Raw genomic sequence first — 20,572 nt, forward strand, 5'->3', positions numbered from 1 at the left:
CCGACGAACCGAGCCCGCTACGACGCCGGCCCCGCCAGCACCGTCACCGTGTGCCCCAGCGGTGTGCCCGAGCCGTCGCGGCGCGGGTCCGGCTCCGGGAGCTCCACCGGCGTGCCGTTGGCCTGCGCCGCCTTCGCCGGGGCCGCGCCCGCCCAGGCCAGGACCAGCATGTCCTCGCCCTTCAGGAACCGCTGGCAGCGCACCCCGCCGGTGGCCCGGCCCTTGCGCGGATACTGGTCGAACGGCGTCAGCTTGACGGTCGCCGCCGAGTCCCCGAGCAGCGTGCCGCGCGAGCCCGCCACCGTGAACACCACCCCGTCCGCCGCCGGGTCGACCACGGTGAACGAGATCACCTTGGCGCCCTCGGTGACCTTGATGCCCGCCATACCGCCCGCCGGGCGGCCCTGCGGCCGCACCTGCGAGGCCTGGTAGCGCAGCAACTGGGCGTCGTCCGTGATGAAGACCAGGTCCTCCTCACCGGTGCGCAGCTCCGCCGCACCGACGATCCGGTCGCCGTCCTTGAGGGTGATGACCTCCAGCTCGTCCTTGTTGGCCGGATAGTCGGGCACCACGCGCTTGACCACGCCCTGCTCGGTGCCGATCGCCAGCCCCGGCGACGACTCGTCCAGGGTCGTCAGACAGACCAGCGTCTCGTCGGCCTCCAGCGTCAGGAACTCCGACACCGGGGCGCCGCCCGAGAGGTTGGGCGCGGCCGCCGTGTCCGGCAGCTGCGGCAGGTCGATCACGGCGAGCCGCAGCAGCCGCCCGGTCGAGGTGACCGCGCCGACGTCGCCGCGCTGGGTCGCGGGCACCGCGGACACGATCACGTCGTGCTTGGTGCGCCGCTCGGCCTCCGCGAGCGGTTCCGCGTTCGCCGTACGCGCCAGCAGGCCCGTCGAGGAGAGCAGCACCCGGCACGGGTCGTCCGCGACCTCCAGGGGCACGGCCGCGACCGGCGCGCCCGCCGACTCCAGCAGGACCGTCCGCCGCTCGGTGCCGAACTTCTTGGCCACCGCGGCCAGTTCGGTCGAGACCAGCTTGCGCAGCTCGGTGTCGGACTCCAGGATCCCGGTCAGCTCGTCGATCTCGCCGGTGAGCCGGTCGCGCTCGCTCTCCAGCTCGATGCGGTCGAACTTGGTGAGGCGGCGCAGCGGGGTGTCCAGAATGTACTGCGTCTGGATCTCGCTGAGCGAGAAGTGCTCGATCAGGCGCTGCTTGGCCTGCGCCGAGTTGTCACTCGACCGGATGAGACGGATGACCTCGTCGATGTCGAGGAGCGCGACGAGGAGACCCTCCACCAGATGCAGCCGGTCGCGGCGCTTGGTGCGGCGGAACTCGCTGCGGCGGCGCACGACCTCGAAGCGGTGGTCGAGGTAGACCTCCAGGAGCTCCTTGAGGCCCATGGTGAGCGGCTGGCCGTCCACCAGCGCCACGTTGTTGATGCCGAAGGACTCCTCCATCGGCGTCAGCTTGTAGAGCTGCTCCAGGACGGCCTCGGGGACGAAGCCGTTCTTGACCTCGATGACCAGGCGCAGACCGTGCGAGCGGTCGGTGAGGTCCTTGACGTCGGCGATGCCCTGGAGCTTCTTCGAGCCGACCAGGTCCTTGATCTTGGAGATCACCTTCTCCGGGCCGACCGTGAACGGCAGTTCCGTGACGACCAGGCCCTTGCGGCGGGCCGTCACGTTCTCCACCGCGACCTTGGCGCGGATCTTGAAGCTGCCGCGGCCCGACTCGTACGCGTCCTTGATGCCGGACAGGCCGACGATCCGGCCGCCGGTCGGCAGGTCGGGGCCGGGGACGAAGCGCATCAGCGCTTCCAGGTCCGCGTTCGGATACCGGATCAGGTGGCGGGCGGCGGCGATGACCTCGCCGAGGTTGTGCGGCGGCATATTGGTCGCCATGCCGACCGCGATCCCCGTCGCGCCGTTGACCAGCAGGTTCGGGAACGCGGCGGGCAGGGCCACCGGCTCCTGCTCCTGGCCGTCGTAGTTCGGGGAGAAGTCGACGGTGTCCTCGTCGATCGACTCCGTCATGAGCGAGGTGGCGTCGGCCATCTTGCACTCGGTGTAGCGCATCGCGGCCGGCGGGTCGTCGTTGCCGAGCGAACCGAAGTTGCCGTGGCCGTCGACGAGCGGCACGCGCATGGAGAAGGGCTGCGCCATCCGCACGAGTGCGTCGTAGATCGACGCGTCGCCGTGCGGGTGGAGCTTGCCCATGACCTCGCCGACCACGCGCGCGCACTTCACGTAGCCGCGCTCGGGGCGCAGGCCCATCTCGTTCATCTGGTAGACGATGCGGCGGTGGACCGGCTTCATGCCGTCGCGGGCGTCCGGCAGGGCCCGCGAGTAGATCACCGAGTAGGCGTACTCAAGAAAGGAGCCCTGCATTTCGTCCACGACGTCGATGTCGAGGATCTTCTCCTCGAAATCGTCCGGCGGCGGGGTCTTCGTGCTGCGGCGGGCCATCGCGGCTGCGGCTCCTTCACCAACGAGTTCTTCTAGCGACCACCAACAAGGTCTGCTGCTGACGCCGACCATTGTGGACCGTCCCACTGACAACGCCGACCGCGACCCGGGAACTTCGCCAGGTGTCGGTGCGCTTGCATACAGTGGCAGGACTTCTTCACCGCGATCGAAGGGACGTACATGCCCATGGGTCACACGGCCACCGCCCAGGCCGGCTCCGGCGGCCTGACAGCGACCGAGCACCGGCTGGCCAATGGCCTGCGCGTGGTGCTCTCCGAGGACCACCTGACCCCGGTCGCCGCGGTCTGCCTCTGGTACGACGTGGGTTCCCGCCACGAGGTCAAGGGCCGCACGGGCCTGGCGCACCTCTTCGAGCACCTGATGTTCCAGGGCTCGCACCAGGTCCACGGAAACGGTCACTTCGAGCTGGTGCAGGGGGCGGGCGGCTCGCTCAACGGCACCACCAGCTTCGAGCGCACCAACTACTTCGAGACCATGCCCACCCACCAGCTCGAACTGGCGCTGTGGCTGGAAGCCGACCGTATGGGCTCGCTGCTCTCCGCACTGGACGAGGAGTCCATGGAGAACCAGCGCGACGTCGTCAAGAACGAGCGCCGCCAGCGGTACGACAACGTGCCGTACGGCACGGCGTTCGAGAAGCTCACCGCGCTGGCCTACCCGGAGGGCCACCCGTACCACCACACGCCGATCGGCTCCATGGCCGACCTGGACGCGGCGACGCTGGAGGACGCGCGGAACTTCTTCCGTACGTACTACGCGCCGAACAACGCGGTCCTCTCCGTCGTCGGCGACATCGACCCCGAGCAGACGCTCGCCTGGATCGAGAAGTACTTCGGCTCGATCCCGTTCCACGACGGCAAGCAGCCGCCGCGCGACGGCGAGCTGCCCGGCGTGATCGGCGAGCAGCTGCGCGAGGTCGTCCACGAGGACGTCCCCGCACGCGCCCTGATGGCCGCCTACCGGCTGCCGCACGACGGCACGCGCGAGTGCGACGCCGCCGACCTGGCGCTCACCGTCCTCGGCGGCGGCGAGTCCTCCCGCCTCCACAACCGTCTGGTGCGCCACGACCAGAGCGCCGTGGCGGCCGGGTTCGGCCTGCTGCGCCTCGCCGGCGCGCCCTCGCTCGGCTGGCTGGACGTCAAGACGTCCGGCGGCGTCGAGGTCCCCGACATCGAGTCGGCCGTCGACGACGAGCTGGCCCGGTTCGCCGAAGAGGGCCCCACGGCCGAGGAGATGGAGCGCGCCCAGGCCCAGCTGGAGCGCGAGTGGCTGGACCGGCTCGGCACGGTCGCCGGCCGCGCCGACGAACTCTGCAGGTACGCGGTGCTGTTCGGCGACCCCCAGCTCGCCCTGACCGCCGTCGACCGGGTGCTCGACATCACCGCCGAGGAGGTGCGGGACGCGGCCCGGGCCACCCTGCGCCCGGACAACAGGGCGGTGCTGGTGTACGAGCCGACCACCGCCGAAGCAGACGACGCGGCCGACGCCGACGCAGAGGGAGCAGCGCAGTGAGCGAGACCGGCGTGACCATGCAGTTCCACCCCCAGCCGGCCGCCGGCACCGCGCGTCCCTGGGCGTTCCCCGCCCCCGGCCGCGCCACCCTGCCCAACGGGCTCACCGTGCTGCGCTGCGACCGCCCCGGCCAGCAGGTCGTGGCCGTCGAGATCTTCCTCGCCGCCCCGCTGGACGCCGAGCCGACGGGCCTTGACGGCGTCGCCACGATCATGGCGCGCGCGTTCTCCGAGGGCACCGACAAGCGCTCCGCCGAGGAGTTCGCCGCCGACCTGGAGCGCTGCGGCGCCACCCTGGACGCGCACGCGGACCACCCGGGTGTGCGGGTCTCCCTTGAGGTGCCGGTCTCCCGGCTGGCCAAGGCGCTCGGCCTGCTCGCGGAGGCGCTGCGCGCCCCCGCGTTCGCCGACGCGGAGGTCGACCGGCTGGTCCGCAACCGCCTGGACGAGATCCCGCACGAGCTGGCCAACCCGGCCCGCCGCGCCGCCCAGCAGCTCTCCAGGGAGCTCTTCCCGGCCACCGCGCGCATGTCGCGCCCGCGCCAGGGCACCGAGGAGACCGTCACACGGATCGACGCGGGTGCGGTGCGGGCCTTCTACGAGGCGTACGTACGCCCGGCGGCGGCCACCGCGGTGGTCGTGGGCGATCTGGGCGCCACCGACCTGGACGCGATCCTGGCGGACACCCTGGGCGCCTGGACCGGCACCGCGGCGGTGGAGCGCCCGATGCCTCCGGTCACCGCCGACGACACCGGCCGCGTGGTCATCGTGGACCGGCCCGGCGCCGTCCAGACGCAGTTGCTGATCGGCCGGATCGGCCCGGACCGCCACGACCGCGTCTGGCCCGCCCAGGTCCTCGGGACGTACTGCCTGGGCGGCACGCTCACCTCCCGCCTGGACCGCGTCCTGCGCGAGGAGAAGGGCTACACGTACGGAGTGCGTGCGTACGGTCAGGTGCTGCGCTCCGGCGCGGAGGGCACCGGCGCGGCCATGCTCGCCATCAGCGGCTCGGTCGACACGCCCAACACCGGCCCGGCGCTCGACGACCTGTGGACGGTGCTGCGCAAGCTCGCCGCCGAGGGGCTGACGGACGCCGAGCGGGAGACCGCCGTGCAGAACCTGGTGGGCGTGGCCCCGCTGAAGTACGAGACGGCGGCCGCGGTCGCCGGGACGCTGGCCGACCAGGTCGAGCAGCACCTCCCGGACGACTTCCAGGCGCAGTTGTACGCGCTGCTGGCCGACACGGGCACCGTGGAGGCCACCGCGGCGGTCGTCAGCGCCTTCCCGGTGGACCGTCTGGTGACCGTCCTCGTCGGGGACGCGGCGCAGATCGAGGAGCCCGTCAAGGCGCTCGGCATCGGTGAAGTCACCGTCGTCGCGGGCTGATTGAGCGGACCGCCACGCGCGGACGCGTGCGCGGAGGAGGACCCCGGTGGCCGATGTGCCGCCGGGGTCCTCCTGTATGTCCGATTTGTTGGGGAGGTTGCCTGTCTGTCATGTGGCGTGTGCAACAAAAAGACGTGTCTGTTTGGTGATTGAAAGATCAGCCGTCTAGCGTCGGTCGCGCTGTCCGTCACCACCCGTCGCAGCCGCGGCACCGGACAGCGATCGCCGAGTCCCCAACTGGCGCGAGCCAGGGGAGCCGGGGACCCACTCAGTCCCTGGGGTGAATCGGACGCCTCCGCCCGCGGAGGAGCCCGTAGGAGACCTTCCAGCTCCGAACCCGTCAGCTAACCCGGTAGGCGAGATGGAAGGAAAGGACACCGCCCCTTCATGGCGTTCACCCGTGCCACCGGGAAGCACCGTCGTCCGAGCGCCATGTCGCGCAAGAGCGCGAACATAGCGGGCATCGCCACCCTCGCCACCGCCGGCGTCGTGGGCACCCTCGCCTCCCCGGCCATGGCCGCCGAGAGCTCGGCGCCCGCCGCGGCCTCCGTCGAGGACACCGGCATCACCCAGGCCATCGTGATCGGCGACTCCCTCGCCGACCGCATCGACGCCCAGGCCGCCGCCCAGAAGCACGCCGCCGACAAGGCCCGCGCCGCCGCCGAGGCGAAGCGCAAGGCCGAGGCGAAGGCCAAGGAGGAGCGCGCCGCCAAGGAGCGCGCCGCCCGCGAGGCCGAGCGCAAGCGCCTCAACTCCTTCGTCGCGCCGATCGACGGCAGCTACGTCTCCACCGGCTACAAGACCGGCGGCTCGATCTGGTCCTCCGGCAGCCACACCGGCATCGACTTCCACGCGGGCATGGGCACCTCGGTACACGCCGTGGGCCTGGGCACCGTCGTAGAGGCGGGCTACGGCGGCGCCTACGGCAACAACATCGTGATCCAGATGAACGACGGCACGTACACGCAGTACGGCCACCTGTCGTCCATCGGTGTCTCCGTCGGCCAGCGCGTCGAGCCGGGCCAGCAGATCGGCCTCTCCGGCAACACCGGCAACACCACCGGCCCGCACCTCCACTTCGAGGCCCGCACCGGCGAGGGGTACGGCTCGGACATCGACCCGATCGCGTATCTGCGCTCGCACGGCGTCAACGTCTGACGCGGCCGTCTCCGCACGTCTCCCCCAAGCCCCCGGCGTCCCGCGCCGGGGGCTTCGGCGTCGCCGCCGGGCGCGGAGAGCCGTCCGTGGCCAAAAGATATGCATTGCATACGGCATGTCACCGGGAATTAACAGTCGCTGGAATAGAGTCACCGAACAGGCGTCGATCAACCGCGTTTCGCGGGGATTAAGGCGGAGGTTCGGTCATGCGCATTCCAGCGCAATCGGTATGCACGGCAATCCGCGACGACATCGTCGCGGGACTCTTCGCGCGCGGCAGCCGGCTCACCGAGGAAGTGCTCGCCCGGCGGTACGGGGTTTCGCGCGTCCCGGTCCGCGAGGCGCTGCGCACGCTGGAGTCCGAGGGGTTCGTGACCACGCGCCGGCACGCCGGGGCCTGTGTCGCCGAGCCGACCGAGCAGGAGGCCGCCGACCTGCTCGAACTGCGCGCGTTGCTGGAGCCGCTGGCCGCCTCGCGGGCCGCCGCCCGGCGCACCGAGCCCCATCTCAAGGTGCTGCGCGGGCTGGTCAGGCTGGGCCAGGACCGCATCCGGCGGTCCCAGGGCGAGGATCTGCGCTCGCTGGGCGTCTGGTTCCACGAGACGCTGGCCCAGGCCTCCGGCAGCCCCGGCCTCATCTCGCTGCTCACCCAGCTGCGGCACAAGATCGCCTGGATGTACGTGGTGGAGCAGCCCGCGCTGCCCGCCGAGTGCTGGGCGGAGCACGGGGCGATCGTGGACGCGCTGGCGCGCGGCGACGCCGAGCGGGCCAGATCGCTGGCGGCCCACCACGCCGACCGCGCGTTTTCCGCCTATCGCCTGCGGAGCCCGGTGGACGTGAGGACTTCGCAACATGCCGTAAACACCGCGAGCGTCCGCGCTTAACGGGGTCGCCGTATACAAAGGGAGTGATTCGGCGGGGTTCTTTTGTGCTGCCCGAATTCGTCGCCGGAAATCAGCGGCGCGGGTAAGGGGTTCGGGCGACCCGCACAACCAGCTAAAAGGAAAGGAGCCGCGGATCCTGAATTCAGGATCCGCGGCTCCGTTTCGCGAAGTGCGGTGACGCATCGGCCCGGGCCGGGGTTCGGCCGACCGGGTGCGGTCAGACGGTCTCGGGGAGCTCCTCAAGGCCCGCCTCGACCAGCTTCGCCAGACGGTCCAGGGCCGCCTCGGCGCCCTCCGCCTCGGAAGCCAGCACGATCTCCTCGCCGCCCTGCGCACCCAGGCCGAGCACCGCGAGCATGGAGGCGGCGTTGACCGGGTTGCCGTCGGCCTTGGCGATCGTCACGGGGACGCCGGAGGCCGTGGCGGCGCGGACGAAGATGGAAGCGGGGCGGGCGTGCAGGCCCTCGGCCCAGCCGACATTGACGCGGCGCTCAGCCATGGTGATGCCCTTCGAAATCTCTGACGGTTGTCTAGACCAGTCTCTCATGTCCTGCGCAGTGCTCGTGCCGACGTCGGTCCCGGATCCGGCGGCCCTTCGGCCCTGGCCGCCCTCTCCACTCTGCCCCCTACCTTGACCTGACCGCAGCGGCCCCGCGACCCGTAGGCTGCCCGTATGCAGGCTCCGCAGGAGAAGACGCAGGACCCCGCGTACCCGGCCCACTGGGAGGCCGACGTCGTGCTGCGCGACGGGGGGACCGCGCGGGTCAGGCCCATCACGACCGACGACGCGGAGCGGCTCGTCTCGTTCTACGAGCAGGTGTCGGACGAGTCCAAGTACTACCGCTTCTTCGCGCCCTACCCCCGGCTGTCGGCGAAGGACGTGCACCGCTTCACCCATCACGACTACGTGGACCGCGTCGGGCTCGCGGCGACGGTGGGCGGCGAGTTCATCGCGACCGTCCGCTACGACCGGATCAACGCGCAGGGCAGGCCCGCCTCGGCGCCGGCCGACGAGGCCGAGGTGGCGTTCCTCGTCCAGGACGCCCACCAGGGGCGCGGGGTCGCCTCCGCACTGCTCGAACACGTCGCGGAGGTCGCGCGCGAGCGGGGGATCCGGCGGTTCGCGGCGGAGGTGCTGCCCGCCAACAACAAGATGATCAAGGTGTTCACGGACGCGGGCTATCAGCAGAAGCGTTCCTTCGAGGACGGCTCGGTCCATCTCACACTCGATCTGGAGCCGACCGCCGAGTCGCTGGCCGTGCAGCGCGCCCGCGAGCAGCGCGCGGAGTCGCGCTCGGTGCAGCGGCTGCTCGCCCCCGGCTCGGTGGCCGTGATCGGCACCGGCCGCGCGCCCGGCGGCGTCGGCCGCACGGTGCTGCGCAACCTGCTCGGGGCGGGGTTCACCGGACGTGTGTACGCGGTCAACCGGGCCTTCCCCGAGGGCGGTTCGCAGGTCGACGGCGTCCGCGCGGTCCGCTCGCTCGGCGAGATCGCGGAGCAGGTCGACCTCGCGGTCGTCGCGGTCCCGGCCGAACGGGTGCCGGAGGCGGTCGCGGAGTGCGGTGAGCACGGGGTGCAGGGGCTGGTCGTCCTGTCCGCCGGGTACGCCGAGAGCGGCGCGGCCGGGCGCGAGCGCCAGCGCGAACTGCTGCGCCAGGTGCGGTCGTACGGGATGCGGCTGATCGGGCCGAACGCGTTCGGCGTCATCAACACCGCGCCCGGGACGCGCCTGAACGCCTCGCTGGCGCCCGATCCGCCGCAGCGGGGCCGGATCGGACTGTTCACCCAGTCGGGAGCGATCGGGATCGCGCTCCTCTCGGGCCTGCACCGGCGGGGCGCGGGCCTGTCGACGTTCATCTCGTCGGGCAACCGGGCGGACGTCTCGGGCAACGACATCCTCCAGTACTGGTACGAGGACGCGGACACGGACGTGGTCCTGCTGTACCTCGAATCCATCGGCAACCCGCGGAAGTTCACCCGGCTCGCGCGCCGGACGGCGGCGGTCAAGCCGGTGGTCGCGGTGAAGGGCGCCCGCCACAGCGGCTCGACCCCGCCCGGCCACGCGGTCCCGGTGACCCGGGTCCCGGACACGGCGGTGTCGGCGCTGCTGCGCCAGGCGGGCGTGATCCGGGTGGACACGGTGACCGAGCTGGTCGACGCGGGCGTCCTCCTCGCGGGCCAGCCGCTCCCGGCCGGCCCGCGCGTGGCGATCCTGGGCAACTCGGAATCCCTCGGCCTGCTCACCTACGACGCCTGCCTCACCGAGGGCCTGCGCCCCCACCCGCCCGTCGACCTCACGACGGCGGCCACCCCCGAGGACTTCCGCGACGCGCTGGCGCGGGCCCTGGCGGACGAGTTCTGCGACGCGGTGGTGGTCACGGCGATCCCCTGGGTGGGCGAGCCCGGCTACCCCGACGAAGCCCTGGCCACGGCCCTCCAGCAGGCCACGACCACGGCCCCGGCGAAGCCGGTGGCGGTAGTACACGTGGAGCTGGGCGGCTTGGCGGAGGCGCTGGCGAGCGCGGCGAGCACGGCCCGCCGCACCACACCCCCGCACCGAGCCCCGCTCACCCCGACGAGGCCGGACGGCGAGCCGGGGACGAGTGCCGCGACGACGCCAGGGGCGACGCTCGGGGCGCGCCCCGAGCGGGGTGCAGGGGCCGCAGGCCCCGCCGGGGTTCCGGGGGCGGAGCCCCCGAGGGGGTCCTCCCGTATCAGCCCACCCCCACCCCCGGAGGGTCTCGGGAAGGGGCGGGGTGGGGGACAAGCCATCCCCACCGGCCCCGCACCCGAACCCCCCGCCGAACCCCACAGCATCCCCGCCTACCCCGCCGCCGAACGCGCCGTACGGGCCCTCGCCGAGGCCGTCCGGTACGGGCAGTGGCGGCGGCAGGCCGCCGAGCAGGGGAAGGTGCCGGAGTACGACGACATCGACGAGGCCGGGGCCGCCGCCGACATCGGGCGGCTGCTCGGGGACGCGGACCCGAGGGGGACGACCCTCGCCGCCGCCGAGGCGGAGGCGCTGCTCGCCCGGTACGGGATCCCCGTGCGCCCCGCCCTGCCCGCGCCCCACCCGGACGCCGCCGTCGAGGCCGCCGCCCGCCTCGGCTACCCCGTGGCCCTCAAGACCACCGCCCCGCACCTGCGCCACCGCCCCGACCTCGGCGGCGTCCGCCTCGACCTCGCCGACGAGGAGCAACTGCGGCGCGCATACGACGAGTTGGCCCAGGTCCTCGGCAAGCCGGAGGAGCTGCTCCCGGTCGTGCAGGCGATGGCGCCGCGCGGCGTGGACACCGTCGTACGCGCGGCCATCGACCCGGCCGTCGGTGCCGTGCTCTCCTTCGGCCTCGCCGGAGCCGCCTCCGAGCTGCTCGGCGACACCGGCCACCGGCTGGTCCCCGCCACCGACCGGGACGCCGCCGAGCTGGTCCGGTCGATCCGGACCGCACCCCTCCTCTTCGGCTGGCGCGGCTCCGCACCGGTGGACACGGCCGCCCTGGAAGAGCTGCTGCTGCGGGTCTCCCGGCTGGTCGACGACCACCCGGAGGTCGTCGCCGTCTCCCTGGAACCGGTCGTCGTCGCCCAGCACGGCCTCTCCGTACTCGGCGCGAGCGTCCGCCTCGCGCCACCGCCGCCCCGCTCCGACCTGGGGCCGAGGCGCCTGCCCAGCTACTGAAACGATCGGGCCTCAGGGCCCCGTAGGATGGAGCTCATGGCGAAGACCGGCACGATGACCCAGGGGCTGCGCGCGGCGATCGAGCGCAGCGGCTACTACCCGGCCCTTGTGGCCGAGGCGGTGGAGGCCGCCGTCGGTGGTGAGCCCATCGCGTCGTACCTGGTCCATCAGGAGACCACCTTCGACGCCAACGAGGTGCGCCGCCACGTGACGGTCCTGGTTCTGACGGGCAACCGTTTCATCGTCAGCCACACCGACGAGCAGAACGCCGACACCAGCTCCCCGACGCCGTACGCCACGACCTCCACCGAGTCCGTGAAGCTCAACCGGATCTCGTCCGTGGTGGTCAGCCGCGTGGTCGCCAACCCCGAGTCGTACACCCCGGGCACCCTGCCCCGCGAGGTCGTCCTGACCATCGGCTGGGGCGCCGTCTCCCGTATCGACCTGGAGCCCGCCGCCTGCGGCGACCCCAACTGCGACGCCGACCACGGCTACACCGGCAGCTCCACCGCCGACGACCTCAGCCTGCGCGTCAGCGAGGCCGGGGACGGGCCGGACACCGTGCGCCAGACCCTCGACTTCGCCCAGGCGCTCTCCGAAGCCACTGCGGCCACCGCCCGCTGATGGCCCAGCCCGCCTGGCAGGATCCGGAACCCCTCGCCCTCGACACCGCCCCCGTGCCCGAGTACGGCAGCGGCTCGCTCGCCGATCTGCTGCCCACCCTCGCGGCCGGCATGGGCGTGCCCGGTGCGACCGCCGCCATCCCCGAGCTGACCCCGGCCGACCGGAACTGTGTGTTCCTGATCGACGGGCTCGGCTGGGAGCAGATCAAGGCCCACCCCGACGAGGCGCCCTATCTGCACGGGCTGCTCGCCACCTCGCGCGGCGGCACCGGACGGCCGATCACCGCCGGGTTCCCCGCCACCACCGCCACGTCGCTCGCCTCCGTCGGCACCGGCCTGCCGCCCGCCGCGCACGGCCTGCCCGGCTACACCGCGCGCAACCCGGAGACCGGCGAGCTGATGAACCAGCTCCGCTGGAAGCCCTGGACCGACCCGCACGTCTGGCAGCCGTACCCCACGGTCTTCCAGCTGGCCGACGCGGCCGGCGTGCACACCGCCCAGGTGTCCTCACCGACCTTCCAGCACACCCCGCTCACCAAGGTCGCGCTCAGTGGCGGAACGTTTCACGGCCGGCTGACCGGCGAGGACCGCATGGACCTGGCCGCCGCGCAACTGGCCGCCGGGGACCGCTCGCTGGTCTACACGTACTACAGCGAGGTCGACGGCAAGGGCCACCGCTTCGGCGTGGACTCGGACGCCTGGCGCGGCCAGCTGATGTACGTCGACCGGCTGGTCCAGCGCCTCGCCGAGCAGCTGCCGCCCCGCTCCGCGCTGTACGTCACCGCCGACCACGGCATGATCGACATCCCCTTCGACGAAGAGTCCCGCATCGACTTCGACGAGGACTGGGAGCTGCGCGCCGGAGTGGCCCTGCTCGGCGGCGAGGGCCGGGCCCGCCATGTGTACGCGGTCCCGGGCGCCGAGTCCGACGTGCTCACCGTCTGGCGCGAGGTGCTCGGCGAGCAGTTCTGGGTGGCGAGCCGCGACGAGGCGATAGCGGCGGGCTGGTTCGGGCAGCCGGGCGCGTGCGACGAGCGCGTGTACGGGCGGATCGGCGACGTCGTCGCGGCCGCGCACGCCGATGTGGTGATCACCGCCTCGCAGAACGAGCCGCACGAGTCCGCGATGGTCGGCATGCACGGCTCGATGACCCCCGTCGAGCAGCTCGTGCCGCTCCTCGAAGTACGCTCGTAACCCTTCCGCACCTCCCTCCTGTCTCCTGTACGCGGACGCGTGCGCAGATCCGAAAGGCCGTCAACTTCCCATGCCCGAGCTGGTGTTCTTCTCCGGAACGATGGACTGCGGAAAGAGCACCCTCGCTCTTCAGATCGAGCACAACCGCTCCGCGCGCGGCCTCCAGGGCATGATCTTCACGCGGGACGACCGCGCGGGCGAGGGCAAGCTGTCCTCCCGGCTCGGCCTGGTGACGGACGCCGTCGAGGCCGCCGAGGGCTTCGACTTCTACGCGTATCTGGTCGCCCACCTCTCCAAGGGCGGCCGCTGCGACTACGTGATCGCCGACGAGGCGCAGTTCCTCGCGCCCGGCCAGATCGACCAGCTCGCCCGGGTCGTCGACGACCTCGACCTGGACGTCTTCGCCTTCGGCATCACCACCGACTTCCGCTCCAAGCTCTTCCCCGGCTCCCAGCGCCTGGTCGAGCTGGCCGACCGCGTCGAGGTCCTCCAGGTCGAGGCGCTCTGCTGGTGCGGGGCGCGGGCCACGCACAACGCGCGTACCCGGGGCGGGGAGATGGTGGTCGAGGGCGCGCAGGTCGTCGTCGGTGACGTGAACCAGTCCGAGGACGAGATCGGCTACGAGGTGCTGTGCCGGCGCCACCACCGGCGCCGCATGACGGCCGCGGGTGCGCGCGCGGCCGCGCTGTCGCCGGACGTCCTGCCCGTCGACGCGTAGCCGCTCCGCGGGGGCCCGGACTTTGTCCGCGGGCCGTCTGTGGCTGGGCGCGCCCACGCGGCGGAGCCGCAAAATGTCACAGCCCCGCGCCCCTAGGGGGTTGATCGGATCAGCGTGAACACCGCGCCCTCCGGGTCCGCCACCGTCGCCAGGCGGCCGCTCGATCCCTCGTGCGGTGGGCGGAGCACCTGGCCGCCCAGCTCGGTGACCCGCCGGGCCGCCTCGTCGGTGTCCGCGACCTCGAAGTACGTCATCCAGTGCGCGCCCCTGTCGCGCGGCAGGGCGTGGCCCACGCCGTGCAGCGAGCAGACCGGGCGTCCCTCGATGTGCAGCGTCACGTGGTCGAATTCGGCCGAGACCACCGTCTCCTTCTCGTAGCCGAACACCGACTCGTAGAACTTGCTGACCGTGGAGGTCTCGCGGGTCACCAGCTCGTTCCAGACGGGGGTGCCCGGCGCGCCCGCCACCATCGTGCCGACGTGCGCCTCGGCCTGCCAGGCGCCGAAGACCGCGCCCTCCGGGTCCGAGGCGATCACCAGGCGCCCCGCGTCGCCCGCGTCGAGCGGACCGACGCCGACCGTGCCGCCGCAGTGCCGGATCGTCTCGGCCGTCGCGTCGGCGTCGTCGGTGGCCAGATACGTGGTCCAGGCGATCGGCAGATGGCGGTCGGGCGGCAACTGCCCGATGCCCGCGACCTCGGCGCCGTCGAGCAGGGCCCGCACATAGGGGCCGAGCGAGGCGGGCCCCGGCCGGAACTCCCAGCCGAACAGCGCCGCGTAGAACTCCTGGGTAGGAGCCAGGCCGTGCACCATGAGGCTCACCCAGCAGGGTGTGCCGGGCGTGCGCCGGGTCTCTGCCTGGGACATCGTGACTCTCTCCTCGGACCATCGCTGTGAGAACGCGCCCTGAAGAGGCGGGCGGCCGGGCCGCGCCGGCGCCCACCTCCTCGCAGATGCTTGCACCACCTACGGCGAAGCGCGCCCCGGCCGCGCCGCTTTTGGCGCGTTCCCGCAGGAGGATGCCCGCTTTGGCATTTCTCATCCGTTTCGCGGCCGTTTCGCGGCGCCGTGCGCTGCGCGAGGATGGCCCCATGAACGCCATCATCAGCGCACCCGAACTGGCGAACGAGCTGACCGGGGCACGCCCTCCGGTCCTCCTGGACGTCCGCTGGCAGCTCAGTCTGGCGAAGGCCGCCGGCGCCGCCGCCTTCGACGGCCGGGCCGAGTACGAGGCCGGGCATCTGCCCGGCGCGGTCTTCGTCGACCTCGACGCGGAGCTGGCGGGGCCGCCCGGCGCCGGCGGCCGCCACCCGCTGCCCGACGTGGCGGCGTTCGGCGCCGTGATGCGCCGCGCGGGCGTGTCCGCCGGGACACCGGTGGTCGTCTACGACGGCGGCCAGGGCTGGGCGGCCGCCCGCGCCTGGTGGCTGCTGCGCTGGACGGGTCACCCGGACGTCCGCGTCCTCGACGGCGGTCTCGCCGCCTGGACCGGCGCGCTGTCCACCGACGTCCCGGCGCCCGCCGAGGGCGACTTCGCCCCCGAGCCCGGCGCGGTGGACCTGCTCGACGCGGACGGGGCGGCCGCGCTCGCCCGCTCCGGACTGCTGCTCGACGCCCGGGCGGGGGAGCGCTACCGGGGCGAGGTCGAGCCCATCGACCGGGTCGGCGGCCACATCCCGGGCGCGGTCTCCGCCCCCACCACCGAGAACGTGGGCCCCGACGGGCGCTTCCTGGCTCCCGAGGTCCTCGCCGACCGCTTCAAGGCCCTGGGCGCCTCCGGTACCGAGGTCGGCGTCTACTGCGGCTCCGGGGTCTCCGGCGCCCACGAGGTGCTGGCCCTGGCGGTCGCGGGGATCCCCGCCGCGCTCTACGCCGGGTCCTGGTCGCAGTGGTCCTCGGACGAGTCGCGCCCGGTCGCGACCGGCCCCGACCCGCAGTAGCGCACACCGAGGGGCCCGCGCTCGGCGCGGGCCCCTCGGCTCGTATCGATGTACCTCGTATCGACGTACGACGCGTCGACGTACGACGCGTCCTACTCCTGTTTCTTGCGCCGGGTGCCGAAGACGATCTCGTCCCAGCTGGGCACGGCCGCCCGTCGTCCGGGCCGGACGCCGTCCGCCTCGGCCTGGCGGTCCGTGGTGCCGGTGAGGCGGTCGCGGTGACCGGCCACCGAGCGGGGCATCAGGACGTCCGCGTACGCCGCGCCGGCGCCCGCCGACGCCGCCGGTGCGGGCGGCTCCTCGACCTCGGGCTCCGCCTCGGGCTCGGCCGCCGGGGGCTCCGGCGGCGCGGCGGGCCGCTCGGGCACCACCATGTCGCCGCGGAAGCTCGGCACGGCCTCCAGGAGGCTGGTCAGCGAGTCGCTCTCGTCCGCGGCGGGTTCCGGCGCGGGCGGGGTGGGACGCTCCAACTGCCGGTCCAGGGCGCGGTCCAGCGGCCGGTCCCGGGGCAGTCTGGCGATCCTCGGCACGAACGGGAAGCTCGGCTCGGGGGTGTCGTCGGTCTCGCCGATCAGCGAGCGGGCCTCGTCGTCGACGGCCTGGACGAGCCGTCGCGGCGGGTCGTAGGTCCAGCTCGCGGCGTGCGGCTCGGTCGCCACCCGGTAGACCAGCAGGACTTCCCAGGTGCCGTCGTCGCGGCGCCAGGAGTCCCACTGGACGCTGTCCTTGTCGGCGCCGCGCAGCAGCAGCCGCTCCTGGACGGCCTCGCCGAGCTGGGGTCCGGTGTTCTCGCCAGGGCGCCGTACGGGGGTCTTGCGTGCCCGCTCGGCCATGAAGGCGCGCTCCGCGAGCACCGGGCCCTCGAAGCGCCGGACCCGGTCGACGGGGATCCCGGCGAGCTGGGCGACCTCTTCGGCCGAGGCACCCGCGCGTATCCGTGCCTGGATGTCGCGAGGACGGAGATGGCTCTCGACCTCGATCTCGATCTGCCCGAGCCGGGCGCGGTCGTTGCGCACGGCGGCGCGCAGCCGCTCATCGATCGGAAGCGTGTACTCCGTGCTGTCCGCAGCCTTGAGCACCAGTCGTGTGCCGTCGTTGGAGACGGCCACGACACGCAGTTCGGGCATGGGGACCTCCCGGGTGGTGCCTGCCGACGTCACCTGCGTCGCTGCTTCCGCTAGTCGAGTGTGGCCTGCCCGGGTGCAGCCTGCCACAACCTTGCCGAGTTGCCCGGCGTGTCGGGCATGGGCCCTGGAACGCCGTTATGGCACGGTTACCTATTTGCAACGCAGAGTGACCGAAGTGGTCGCCCTGGGTAGCTGGCGCCCGTGCGGTGCCGCGGCGCCGCCGGTTCGAGTGCCGCTTTCGGCCCCCTCCCGCAGAGCCCGGAAACCCGAGAGGGAGACCAGGCCCAGGGCTCGCCACAGTACTCCATTCGGGCCACCTGGGTGGACCGCCGCGCCGCCGAAGTTCTCCCTGGGGGCGGGAGTTGGAAGCCGTGCGCCGTACGGGTGCGCACTTCATACGTGTCGTGCTTCACAGAATCGACAGAAACGGAACTATTCGCTTCGCCCATAGGTCCCCACTACGTACAAGCTGGCGGAGAAGGGCGAACAGAGGCTGTAGATGGGTGACAAGCCGGATACCGGGACGAAGCAGGACGAGAAGCGGCTCGATCTGAGTGTGCCCCAGGTCGCGGGCAGTGCGCTCGCGGCGATCGCGGCCGCCGTGCTCGCCTCCAAACTCGGTGTCTACGGGACGATCCTCGGCGCCGGTGTGGTGAGCGTCGTCGCCACCTGCGGCGGCACGGTCTTCCAGCACCTGTTCCGCCGCACCGGGGAACAACTGCGCGACGCCACCGTCCAGTCGCTGCCCAAGCCGCGCCGCGACCCGGGCTTTCCGGCGTACGAGGACACCCGCGAGGGCGAGTTCGGCGCGGCCACCGTGCACGGCACCCGGCTCCGGGGCTGGAAGCGGTCCGCGCTCGGCGCCGCCGTCGTCTTCGCGGTCGCGATGGGCGGCATCACCGCGTACGAACTGGCGTCCGGCGGCGAGCTGGGCGGTGGCAAGGGCGGCACCACCTTCGGCTCGGTGGTGAACGGCGGCGGGGGCGGCGGCAAGTCGTCGGAGAAGGACTCGGAACCCGAGCGGCGCACCCCGCACACACCCGGCACGGGCGCCGACGGGGGCACGTCCTCGTCGCCGGACCCCGGGAAGGGAACCGGCGGAACATCCACCACGGGCGCCACTTCGGGCTCGGGCGGCACCACCCCGGCACCCACTCCCACCCCCTCCACCGGTGGTTCGGGGTCCTCGGGCGGCACCCCGAGTCCGCCGCCGACGCCCTCGCCGTCCACGGGCGGCGCGTCCACCGGCTCGGGCACCGCCACCCCGGGCACCGGATCGGGAGCGGGGTCGGCGGCGACCCCGCCCGCGACGTAGGACGTCAGTCGCCGAGCACCCGGCGCAGATACGCGTTGCCGAACAGCCGGTCCGGGTCGAGCCGGTCGCGCAGCGCCGTGAACTCGCCGAAGCGCGGATAGGCCTCGGCGAAGTACTCGGCGTCGCGGGTGTGCACCTTGCCCCAGTGCGGACGGCCCGCGTGCGCGGTCATGATCCGCTCCACGGCGGTGAAGTACGCCTGGTACGGCGTGCCCTTGTACATGTGCACGGCGATGTACGCGGTGTCCCGGCCCGACGCCGTGGAGAGCGCGATGTCGTCGGCCGGGGCGGTGCGCACCTCGACCGGGAAGCTCACCCGCAGGTTCGACCGCTCGACCAGCGCCCGCACTTCGCGCAGCGCCGCCACGACGGCCTCGCGCGGCAGCGCGTACTCCATCTCCACGAACCGCACCCGGCGCGGACTTGTGAAGACCTTGTACGGAATGTCGGTGTACGTACGGGCGGAGAGGGCGCGGCTGGAAACCTTGGCGATCGCGGGGATCGTCGCGGGGACGGCCCGGCCCAGTGAACAGACGACCTGGAAGAGGCCGTTGGACATGAGCTCGTCCTCGATCCAGCCACTCACCCTGCCGGGCGGGGCGGCGGGACCGGCGCTGCGGTTGTTGCGCTTGGTGTTGCAGTTACCGGTGTGCGGGAACCAGTAGAACTCGAAGTGCTCGTTCTCGGCGTGCAGCGCCTCGAACTCCGAGGTGACCTTGTCGAAGGTCATCGGCTCCTCGCGCGCGGTGAGCAGGAACTCGGGCTCCACGGCGAAGGTGATCGCCGAGACGACCCCGAGCGCCCCCAGCCCGATCCGGGCCGCCGCGAAGACGGCTCGCTCTTCATCGGTTCCCTTGGCCGAGCACTTCAGGACCGAGCCGTCGGCCGTGATCAGCTCAAGTCCCGTGATCTGTGCGGCTATCGAGGCCGAGTCGCGGCCGGTGCCGTGGGTGCCGGTGGAGGTGGCCCCGGCCACCGTCTGCTCCATGATGTCGCCCATGTTGGTGAGCGAGAGCCCCTCGCGCGCGAGGACCGCGTTCAGCCGCTTCAGGGGCGTGCCCGCCTCGACGGTCACCGTCATGGCCGTACGGTCGATCTCCCGGATGCCGGTGAGCAGATCCGGACGTATGAGCACGCCGTCGGTGGCGGCGGCCGTGGTGAAGGAGTGGCCGGTGCCGACCGCCTTCACCTTCAGACCGTCCTCGGCCGCCCGGCGCACGGCGGCGGCCAGTTCGGCCACCGAGGCGGGGGAGACCTCCCGCACCGGCCGGGCCGTGACGTTGCCCGCCCAGTTACGCCACGTGCTGCTGCTCGCTCCGCTCATCTGCTCCGAGCCCCTCCCGTTGCGGCGCCGGCCTGCTCAGCCGGCGGTACCCCAGGAACGCCACCGCGGCCGCGAGCGCTCCCGACACGACGGGCACCAGATACCCCGAGCGCGCGCCCGCCGCGTCCACCACCCAGCCGGCGGCCGACGAGCCGAGCGCCACACCGACCGCCAGCCCGGTACCGGTCCAGGTCATGCCTTCGGTGAGCTTGCTGCGCGGTACGTGCTGCTCGACGAGGGCCATGGTGGTCACCATCGTCGGTGCGATGGACAGGCCCGCGACAAAGAGCGCCACGGCCAGGAACGGCAGGCTCCCGGCCAGTTGGAGCGGGATCATACTCACCGCCATCGCACACACTCCCACCAGCCACCTCGTGGCAGCGGCGCCCTTGAGGCGCAGCAGCCCGAACACCGCTCCCGCGAGGCACGAGCCCAGCGCGTACACGGCGAGCACCAGGCTGGCCGCCGCCTTGTGGCCGCGCTCGTCGGCGAAGGCCACGGTGACCACGTCGACCGCGCCGAAGATCGCGCCGGTGGCGACGAAGGTGGCGACCAGGACCTGGAGGCCCGGGGAGCGCAGGGCGGAGCCGCCGGTGTGGTGCTCGCGCGGGTGCGGCACGGGCTCGGTGGCGCGCTGGGCGGTCAGCCAGAAGACGCCGACGACCAGGAAACCGGCCGCGATCAGCGGCCCCGCCTCGGCGAACCAGGCGGTGGAGAGCCCGATGGAGAGGATCGGCCCGACGATGAAGCAGAGCTCGTCGACGATCGACTCCCACGAGTACGCGGCGTGCAGGTTCTGCCCGTCGCCCCGGTAGAGCTCGGCCCAGCGGGCGCGGACCATGGCGCCGACGCTCGGCACACAGCCCGCGGCCGCCGCGAAGACGAACAGCGACCAGTCCGGCGCGCTCTGCTGGGCGCAGACGAGCAGCCCGGCGACGGCGGCCACCGCGGCGAGCGTGGCGGGGCGCAGCACCCGGCGCTGGCCGTGCCGGTCGACCAGGCGCGAGATGTACGGGCCGAGCACGGCGGCCGACATCGCGAGGGTCGCGGAGAGCGCCCCGGCCAGGCCATAGCGGCCGGTGAGCTGGGAGACCATCGTGACGATGCCGATGCCCATCATGGACAGCGGCATCCGGCCGAGCAGCCCGGCCGCGGAGAACCGCTTGGTGCCGGGGGCGGCGAAGATCGCGCGGTACGGACTGGGCATGGGGGCTCCGGCGGCCGGCTC

General features: G+C 72.7%; 16 protein-coding genes and 1 riboswitch. Of the genes, 10 read left to right on the forward strand and 6 right to left on the reverse strand.

The window, feature by feature from the left end; all coding sequences use genetic code 11:
- Positions 1 to 17: 17 nt before the first annotated feature.
- Positions 18 to 2,468 carry a DNA topoisomerase (ATP-hydrolyzing) subunit A gene (locus OG965_RS30090; protein ID WP_371655175.1) on the reverse strand — a complete coding sequence of 817 codons (2,451 nt, stop codon included), beginning with the start codon at positions 2,466 to 2,468 and terminating at the stop codon, positions 18 to 20.
- 180 nt (positions 2,469 to 2,648) lie between these two features.
- Between OG965_RS30090 and OG965_RS30095 the strand changes: the two genes are divergently transcribed.
- The 4 genes from OG965_RS30095 to OG965_RS30110 all read left to right on the forward strand — a co-directional run bounded on the left by OG965_RS30095 (position 2,649) and on the right by OG965_RS30110 (position 7,428).
- Positions 2,649 to 4,001 carry a M16 family metallopeptidase gene (locus OG965_RS30095; RefSeq protein ID WP_371655176.1) on the forward strand — a complete coding sequence of 451 codons (1,353 nt, stop codon included), beginning with the start codon at positions 2,649 to 2,651 and terminating at the stop codon, positions 3,999 to 4,001.
- Positions 4,002 to 4,018: 17 nt separating this feature from the next.
- A complete protein-coding gene (locus tag OG965_RS30100; protein ID WP_371657103.1) occupies positions 4,019 to 5,386 on the forward strand; it encodes a M16 family metallopeptidase in 1,368 nt (455 codons plus the stop codon).
- A gap of 213 nt (positions 5,387 to 5,599) precedes the next feature.
- Positions 5,600 to 5,760, forward strand: a riboswitch (cyclic di-AMP (ydaO/yuaA leader).
- Positions 5,761 to 5,773: 13 nt separating this feature from the next.
- Entirely contained in the window at positions 5,774 to 6,544 is a 771-nt protein-coding gene (locus OG965_RS30105) for a M23 family metallopeptidase (protein ID WP_371655177.1), read from the forward strand.
- 206 nt (positions 6,545 to 6,750) lie between these two features.
- Positions 6,751 to 7,428 carry a GntR family transcriptional regulator gene (locus OG965_RS30110; protein ID WP_371655178.1) on the forward strand — a complete coding sequence of 226 codons (678 nt, stop codon included), beginning with the start codon at positions 6,751 to 6,753 and terminating at the stop codon, positions 7,426 to 7,428.
- Positions 7,429 to 7,645: 217 nt separating this feature from the next.
- Here OG965_RS30110 and OG965_RS30115 read toward each other — a convergent pair whose 3' ends face one another.
- On the reverse strand, positions 7,646 to 7,927 hold the full coding sequence (locus tag OG965_RS30115; protein ID WP_371655179.1) for an HPr family phosphocarrier protein: 282 nt from the start codon (positions 7,925 to 7,927) through the stop codon (positions 7,646 to 7,648).
- A gap of 174 nt (positions 7,928 to 8,101) precedes the next feature.
- Between OG965_RS30115 and OG965_RS30120 the strand changes: the two genes are divergently transcribed.
- The 4 genes from OG965_RS30120 (at position 8,102) to OG965_RS30135 (ending at position 13,639) form a co-directional block, all read left to right on the forward strand.
- On the forward strand, positions 8,102 to 11,104 hold the full coding sequence (locus OG965_RS30120; RefSeq protein ID WP_371655180.1) for a GNAT family N-acetyltransferase: 3,003 nt from the start codon (positions 8,102 to 8,104) through the stop codon (positions 11,102 to 11,104).
- Between the two features lie 36 nt (positions 11,105 to 11,140).
- Positions 11,141 to 11,728 carry a DUF5998 family protein gene (locus OG965_RS30125; RefSeq protein WP_371655181.1) on the forward strand — a complete coding sequence of 196 codons (588 nt, stop codon included), beginning with the start codon at positions 11,141 to 11,143 and terminating at the stop codon, positions 11,726 to 11,728.
- Positions 11,728 to 12,921, forward strand: a complete 1,194-nt coding sequence (locus OG965_RS30130; protein ID WP_371655182.1) for an alkaline phosphatase family protein — start codon at positions 11,728 to 11,730, stop codon at positions 12,919 to 12,921. The genes OG965_RS30125 and OG965_RS30130 overlap by 1 nt, the downstream gene beginning before the upstream one ends.
- A 70-nt stretch (positions 12,922 to 12,991) precedes the next feature.
- Positions 12,992 to 13,639, forward strand: a complete 648-nt coding sequence (locus tag OG965_RS30135) for a thymidine kinase (RefSeq protein WP_371655183.1) — start codon at positions 12,992 to 12,994, stop codon at positions 13,637 to 13,639.
- A 92-nt stretch (positions 13,640 to 13,731) separates the two neighbouring features.
- Here the strand turns inward: OG965_RS30135 and OG965_RS30140 are convergent, their stop codons facing one another.
- Positions 13,732 to 14,505, reverse strand: coding sequence for a VOC family protein (locus tag OG965_RS30140; protein WP_371655184.1), 774 nt, complete (start codon positions 14,503 to 14,505; stop codon positions 13,732 to 13,734).
- A gap of 224 nt (positions 14,506 to 14,729) precedes the next feature.
- On the opposite strand from OG965_RS30140, the gene OG965_RS30145 reads away from it, so the two are divergent.
- Positions 14,730 to 15,578, forward strand: coding sequence for a sulfurtransferase (locus tag OG965_RS30145; protein ID WP_371655185.1), 849 nt, complete (start codon positions 14,730 to 14,732; stop codon positions 15,576 to 15,578).
- 92 nt (positions 15,579 to 15,670) lie between these two features.
- Here OG965_RS30145 and sepH read toward each other — a convergent pair whose 3' ends face one another.
- The gene (gene sepH / locus OG965_RS30150) at positions 15,671 to 16,705 is read right to left on the reverse strand and encodes a septation protein SepH (RefSeq protein WP_371655186.1); all 1,035 of its coding nucleotides are present in this window, start codon (positions 16,703 to 16,705) and stop codon (positions 15,671 to 15,673) included.
- Positions 16,706 to 17,204: 499 nt separating this feature from the next.
- Here sepH and OG965_RS30155 point away from each other — a divergent pair, with 499 nt between their 5' ends.
- Entirely contained in the window at positions 17,205 to 18,020 is an 816-nt protein-coding gene (locus OG965_RS30155; RefSeq protein ID WP_371655187.1) for a hypothetical protein, read from the forward strand.
- A 4-nt stretch (positions 18,021 to 18,024) separates the two neighbouring features.
- Here the strand turns inward: OG965_RS30155 and OG965_RS30160 are convergent, their stop codons facing one another.
- Complete coding sequence (locus OG965_RS30160; RefSeq protein ID WP_371655188.1) at positions 18,025 to 19,344, reverse strand: D-arabinono-1,4-lactone oxidase; 1,320 nt, start codon at positions 19,342 to 19,344, stop codon at positions 18,025 to 18,027.
- Complete coding sequence (locus OG965_RS30165; protein ID WP_371655189.1) at positions 19,313 to 20,551, reverse strand: MFS transporter; 1,239 nt, start codon at positions 20,549 to 20,551, stop codon at positions 19,313 to 19,315. The genes OG965_RS30160 and OG965_RS30165 overlap by 32 nt, the downstream gene beginning before the upstream one ends.
- Between the last annotated feature and the right edge of the window lie 21 nt (positions 20,552 to 20,572).

Origin of the sequence: Streptomyces sp. NBC_00224, assembly GCF_041435195.1 — a bacterium.
Lineage (GTDB): Bacteria > Actinomycetota > Actinomycetes > Streptomycetales > Streptomycetaceae > Streptomyces.

Excerpts from the sequence above, each read along its gene's own strand:
- OG965_RS30160 (WP_371655188.1), bottom strand. The coding sequence starts at position 19,344 with ATGAGCGGAGCGAGCAGCAGCACGTGGCGTAACTGGGCGGGCAACGTC.
- OG965_RS30135 (WP_371655183.1), top strand. The coding sequence starts at position 12,992 with ATGCCCGAGCTGGTGTTCTTCTCCGGAACGATGGACTGCGGAAAGAGC.
- OG965_RS30155 (WP_371655187.1), top strand. The coding sequence starts at position 17,205 with ATGGGTGACAAGCCGGATACCGGGACGAAGCAGGACGAGAAGCGGCTC.
- OG965_RS30165 (WP_371655189.1), bottom strand. The coding sequence starts at position 20,551 with ATGCCCAGTCCGTACCGCGCGATCTTCGCCGCCCCCGGCACCAAGCGG.
- OG965_RS30110 (WP_371655178.1), top strand. The coding sequence starts at position 6,751 with ATGCGCATTCCAGCGCAATCGGTATGCACGGCAATCCGCGACGACATC.
- sepH (WP_371655186.1), bottom strand. The coding sequence starts at position 16,705 with ATGCCCGAACTGCGTGTCGTGGCCGTCTCCAACGACGGCACACGACTG.
- OG965_RS30120 (WP_371655180.1), top strand. The coding sequence starts at position 8,102 with ATGCAGGCTCCGCAGGAGAAGACGCAGGACCCCGCGTACCCGGCCCAC.
- OG965_RS30115 (WP_371655179.1), bottom strand. The coding sequence starts at position 7,927 with ATGGCTGAGCGCCGCGTCAATGTCGGCTGGGCCGAGGGCCTGCACGCC.
- OG965_RS30145 (WP_371655185.1), top strand. The coding sequence starts at position 14,730 with ATGAACGCCATCATCAGCGCACCCGAACTGGCGAACGAGCTGACCGGG.
- OG965_RS30125 (WP_371655181.1), top strand. The coding sequence starts at position 11,141 with ATGGCGAAGACCGGCACGATGACCCAGGGGCTGCGCGCGGCGATCGAG.
- OG965_RS30130 (WP_371655182.1), top strand. The coding sequence starts at position 11,728 with ATGGCCCAGCCCGCCTGGCAGGATCCGGAACCCCTCGCCCTCGACACC.
- OG965_RS30090 (WP_371655175.1), bottom strand. The coding sequence starts at position 2,468 with ATGGCCCGCCGCAGCACGAAGACCCCGCCGCCGGACGATTTCGAGGAG.
- OG965_RS30140 (WP_371655184.1), bottom strand. The coding sequence starts at position 14,505 with ATGTCCCAGGCAGAGACCCGGCGCACGCCCGGCACACCCTGCTGGGTG.
- OG965_RS30095 (WP_371655176.1), top strand. The coding sequence starts at position 2,649 with ATGCCCATGGGTCACACGGCCACCGCCCAGGCCGGCTCCGGCGGCCTG.
- OG965_RS30105 (WP_371655177.1), top strand. The coding sequence starts at position 5,774 with ATGGCGTTCACCCGTGCCACCGGGAAGCACCGTCGTCCGAGCGCCATG.
- OG965_RS30100 (WP_371657103.1), top strand. The coding sequence starts at position 4,019 with ATGCAGTTCCACCCCCAGCCGGCCGCCGGCACCGCGCGTCCCTGGGCG.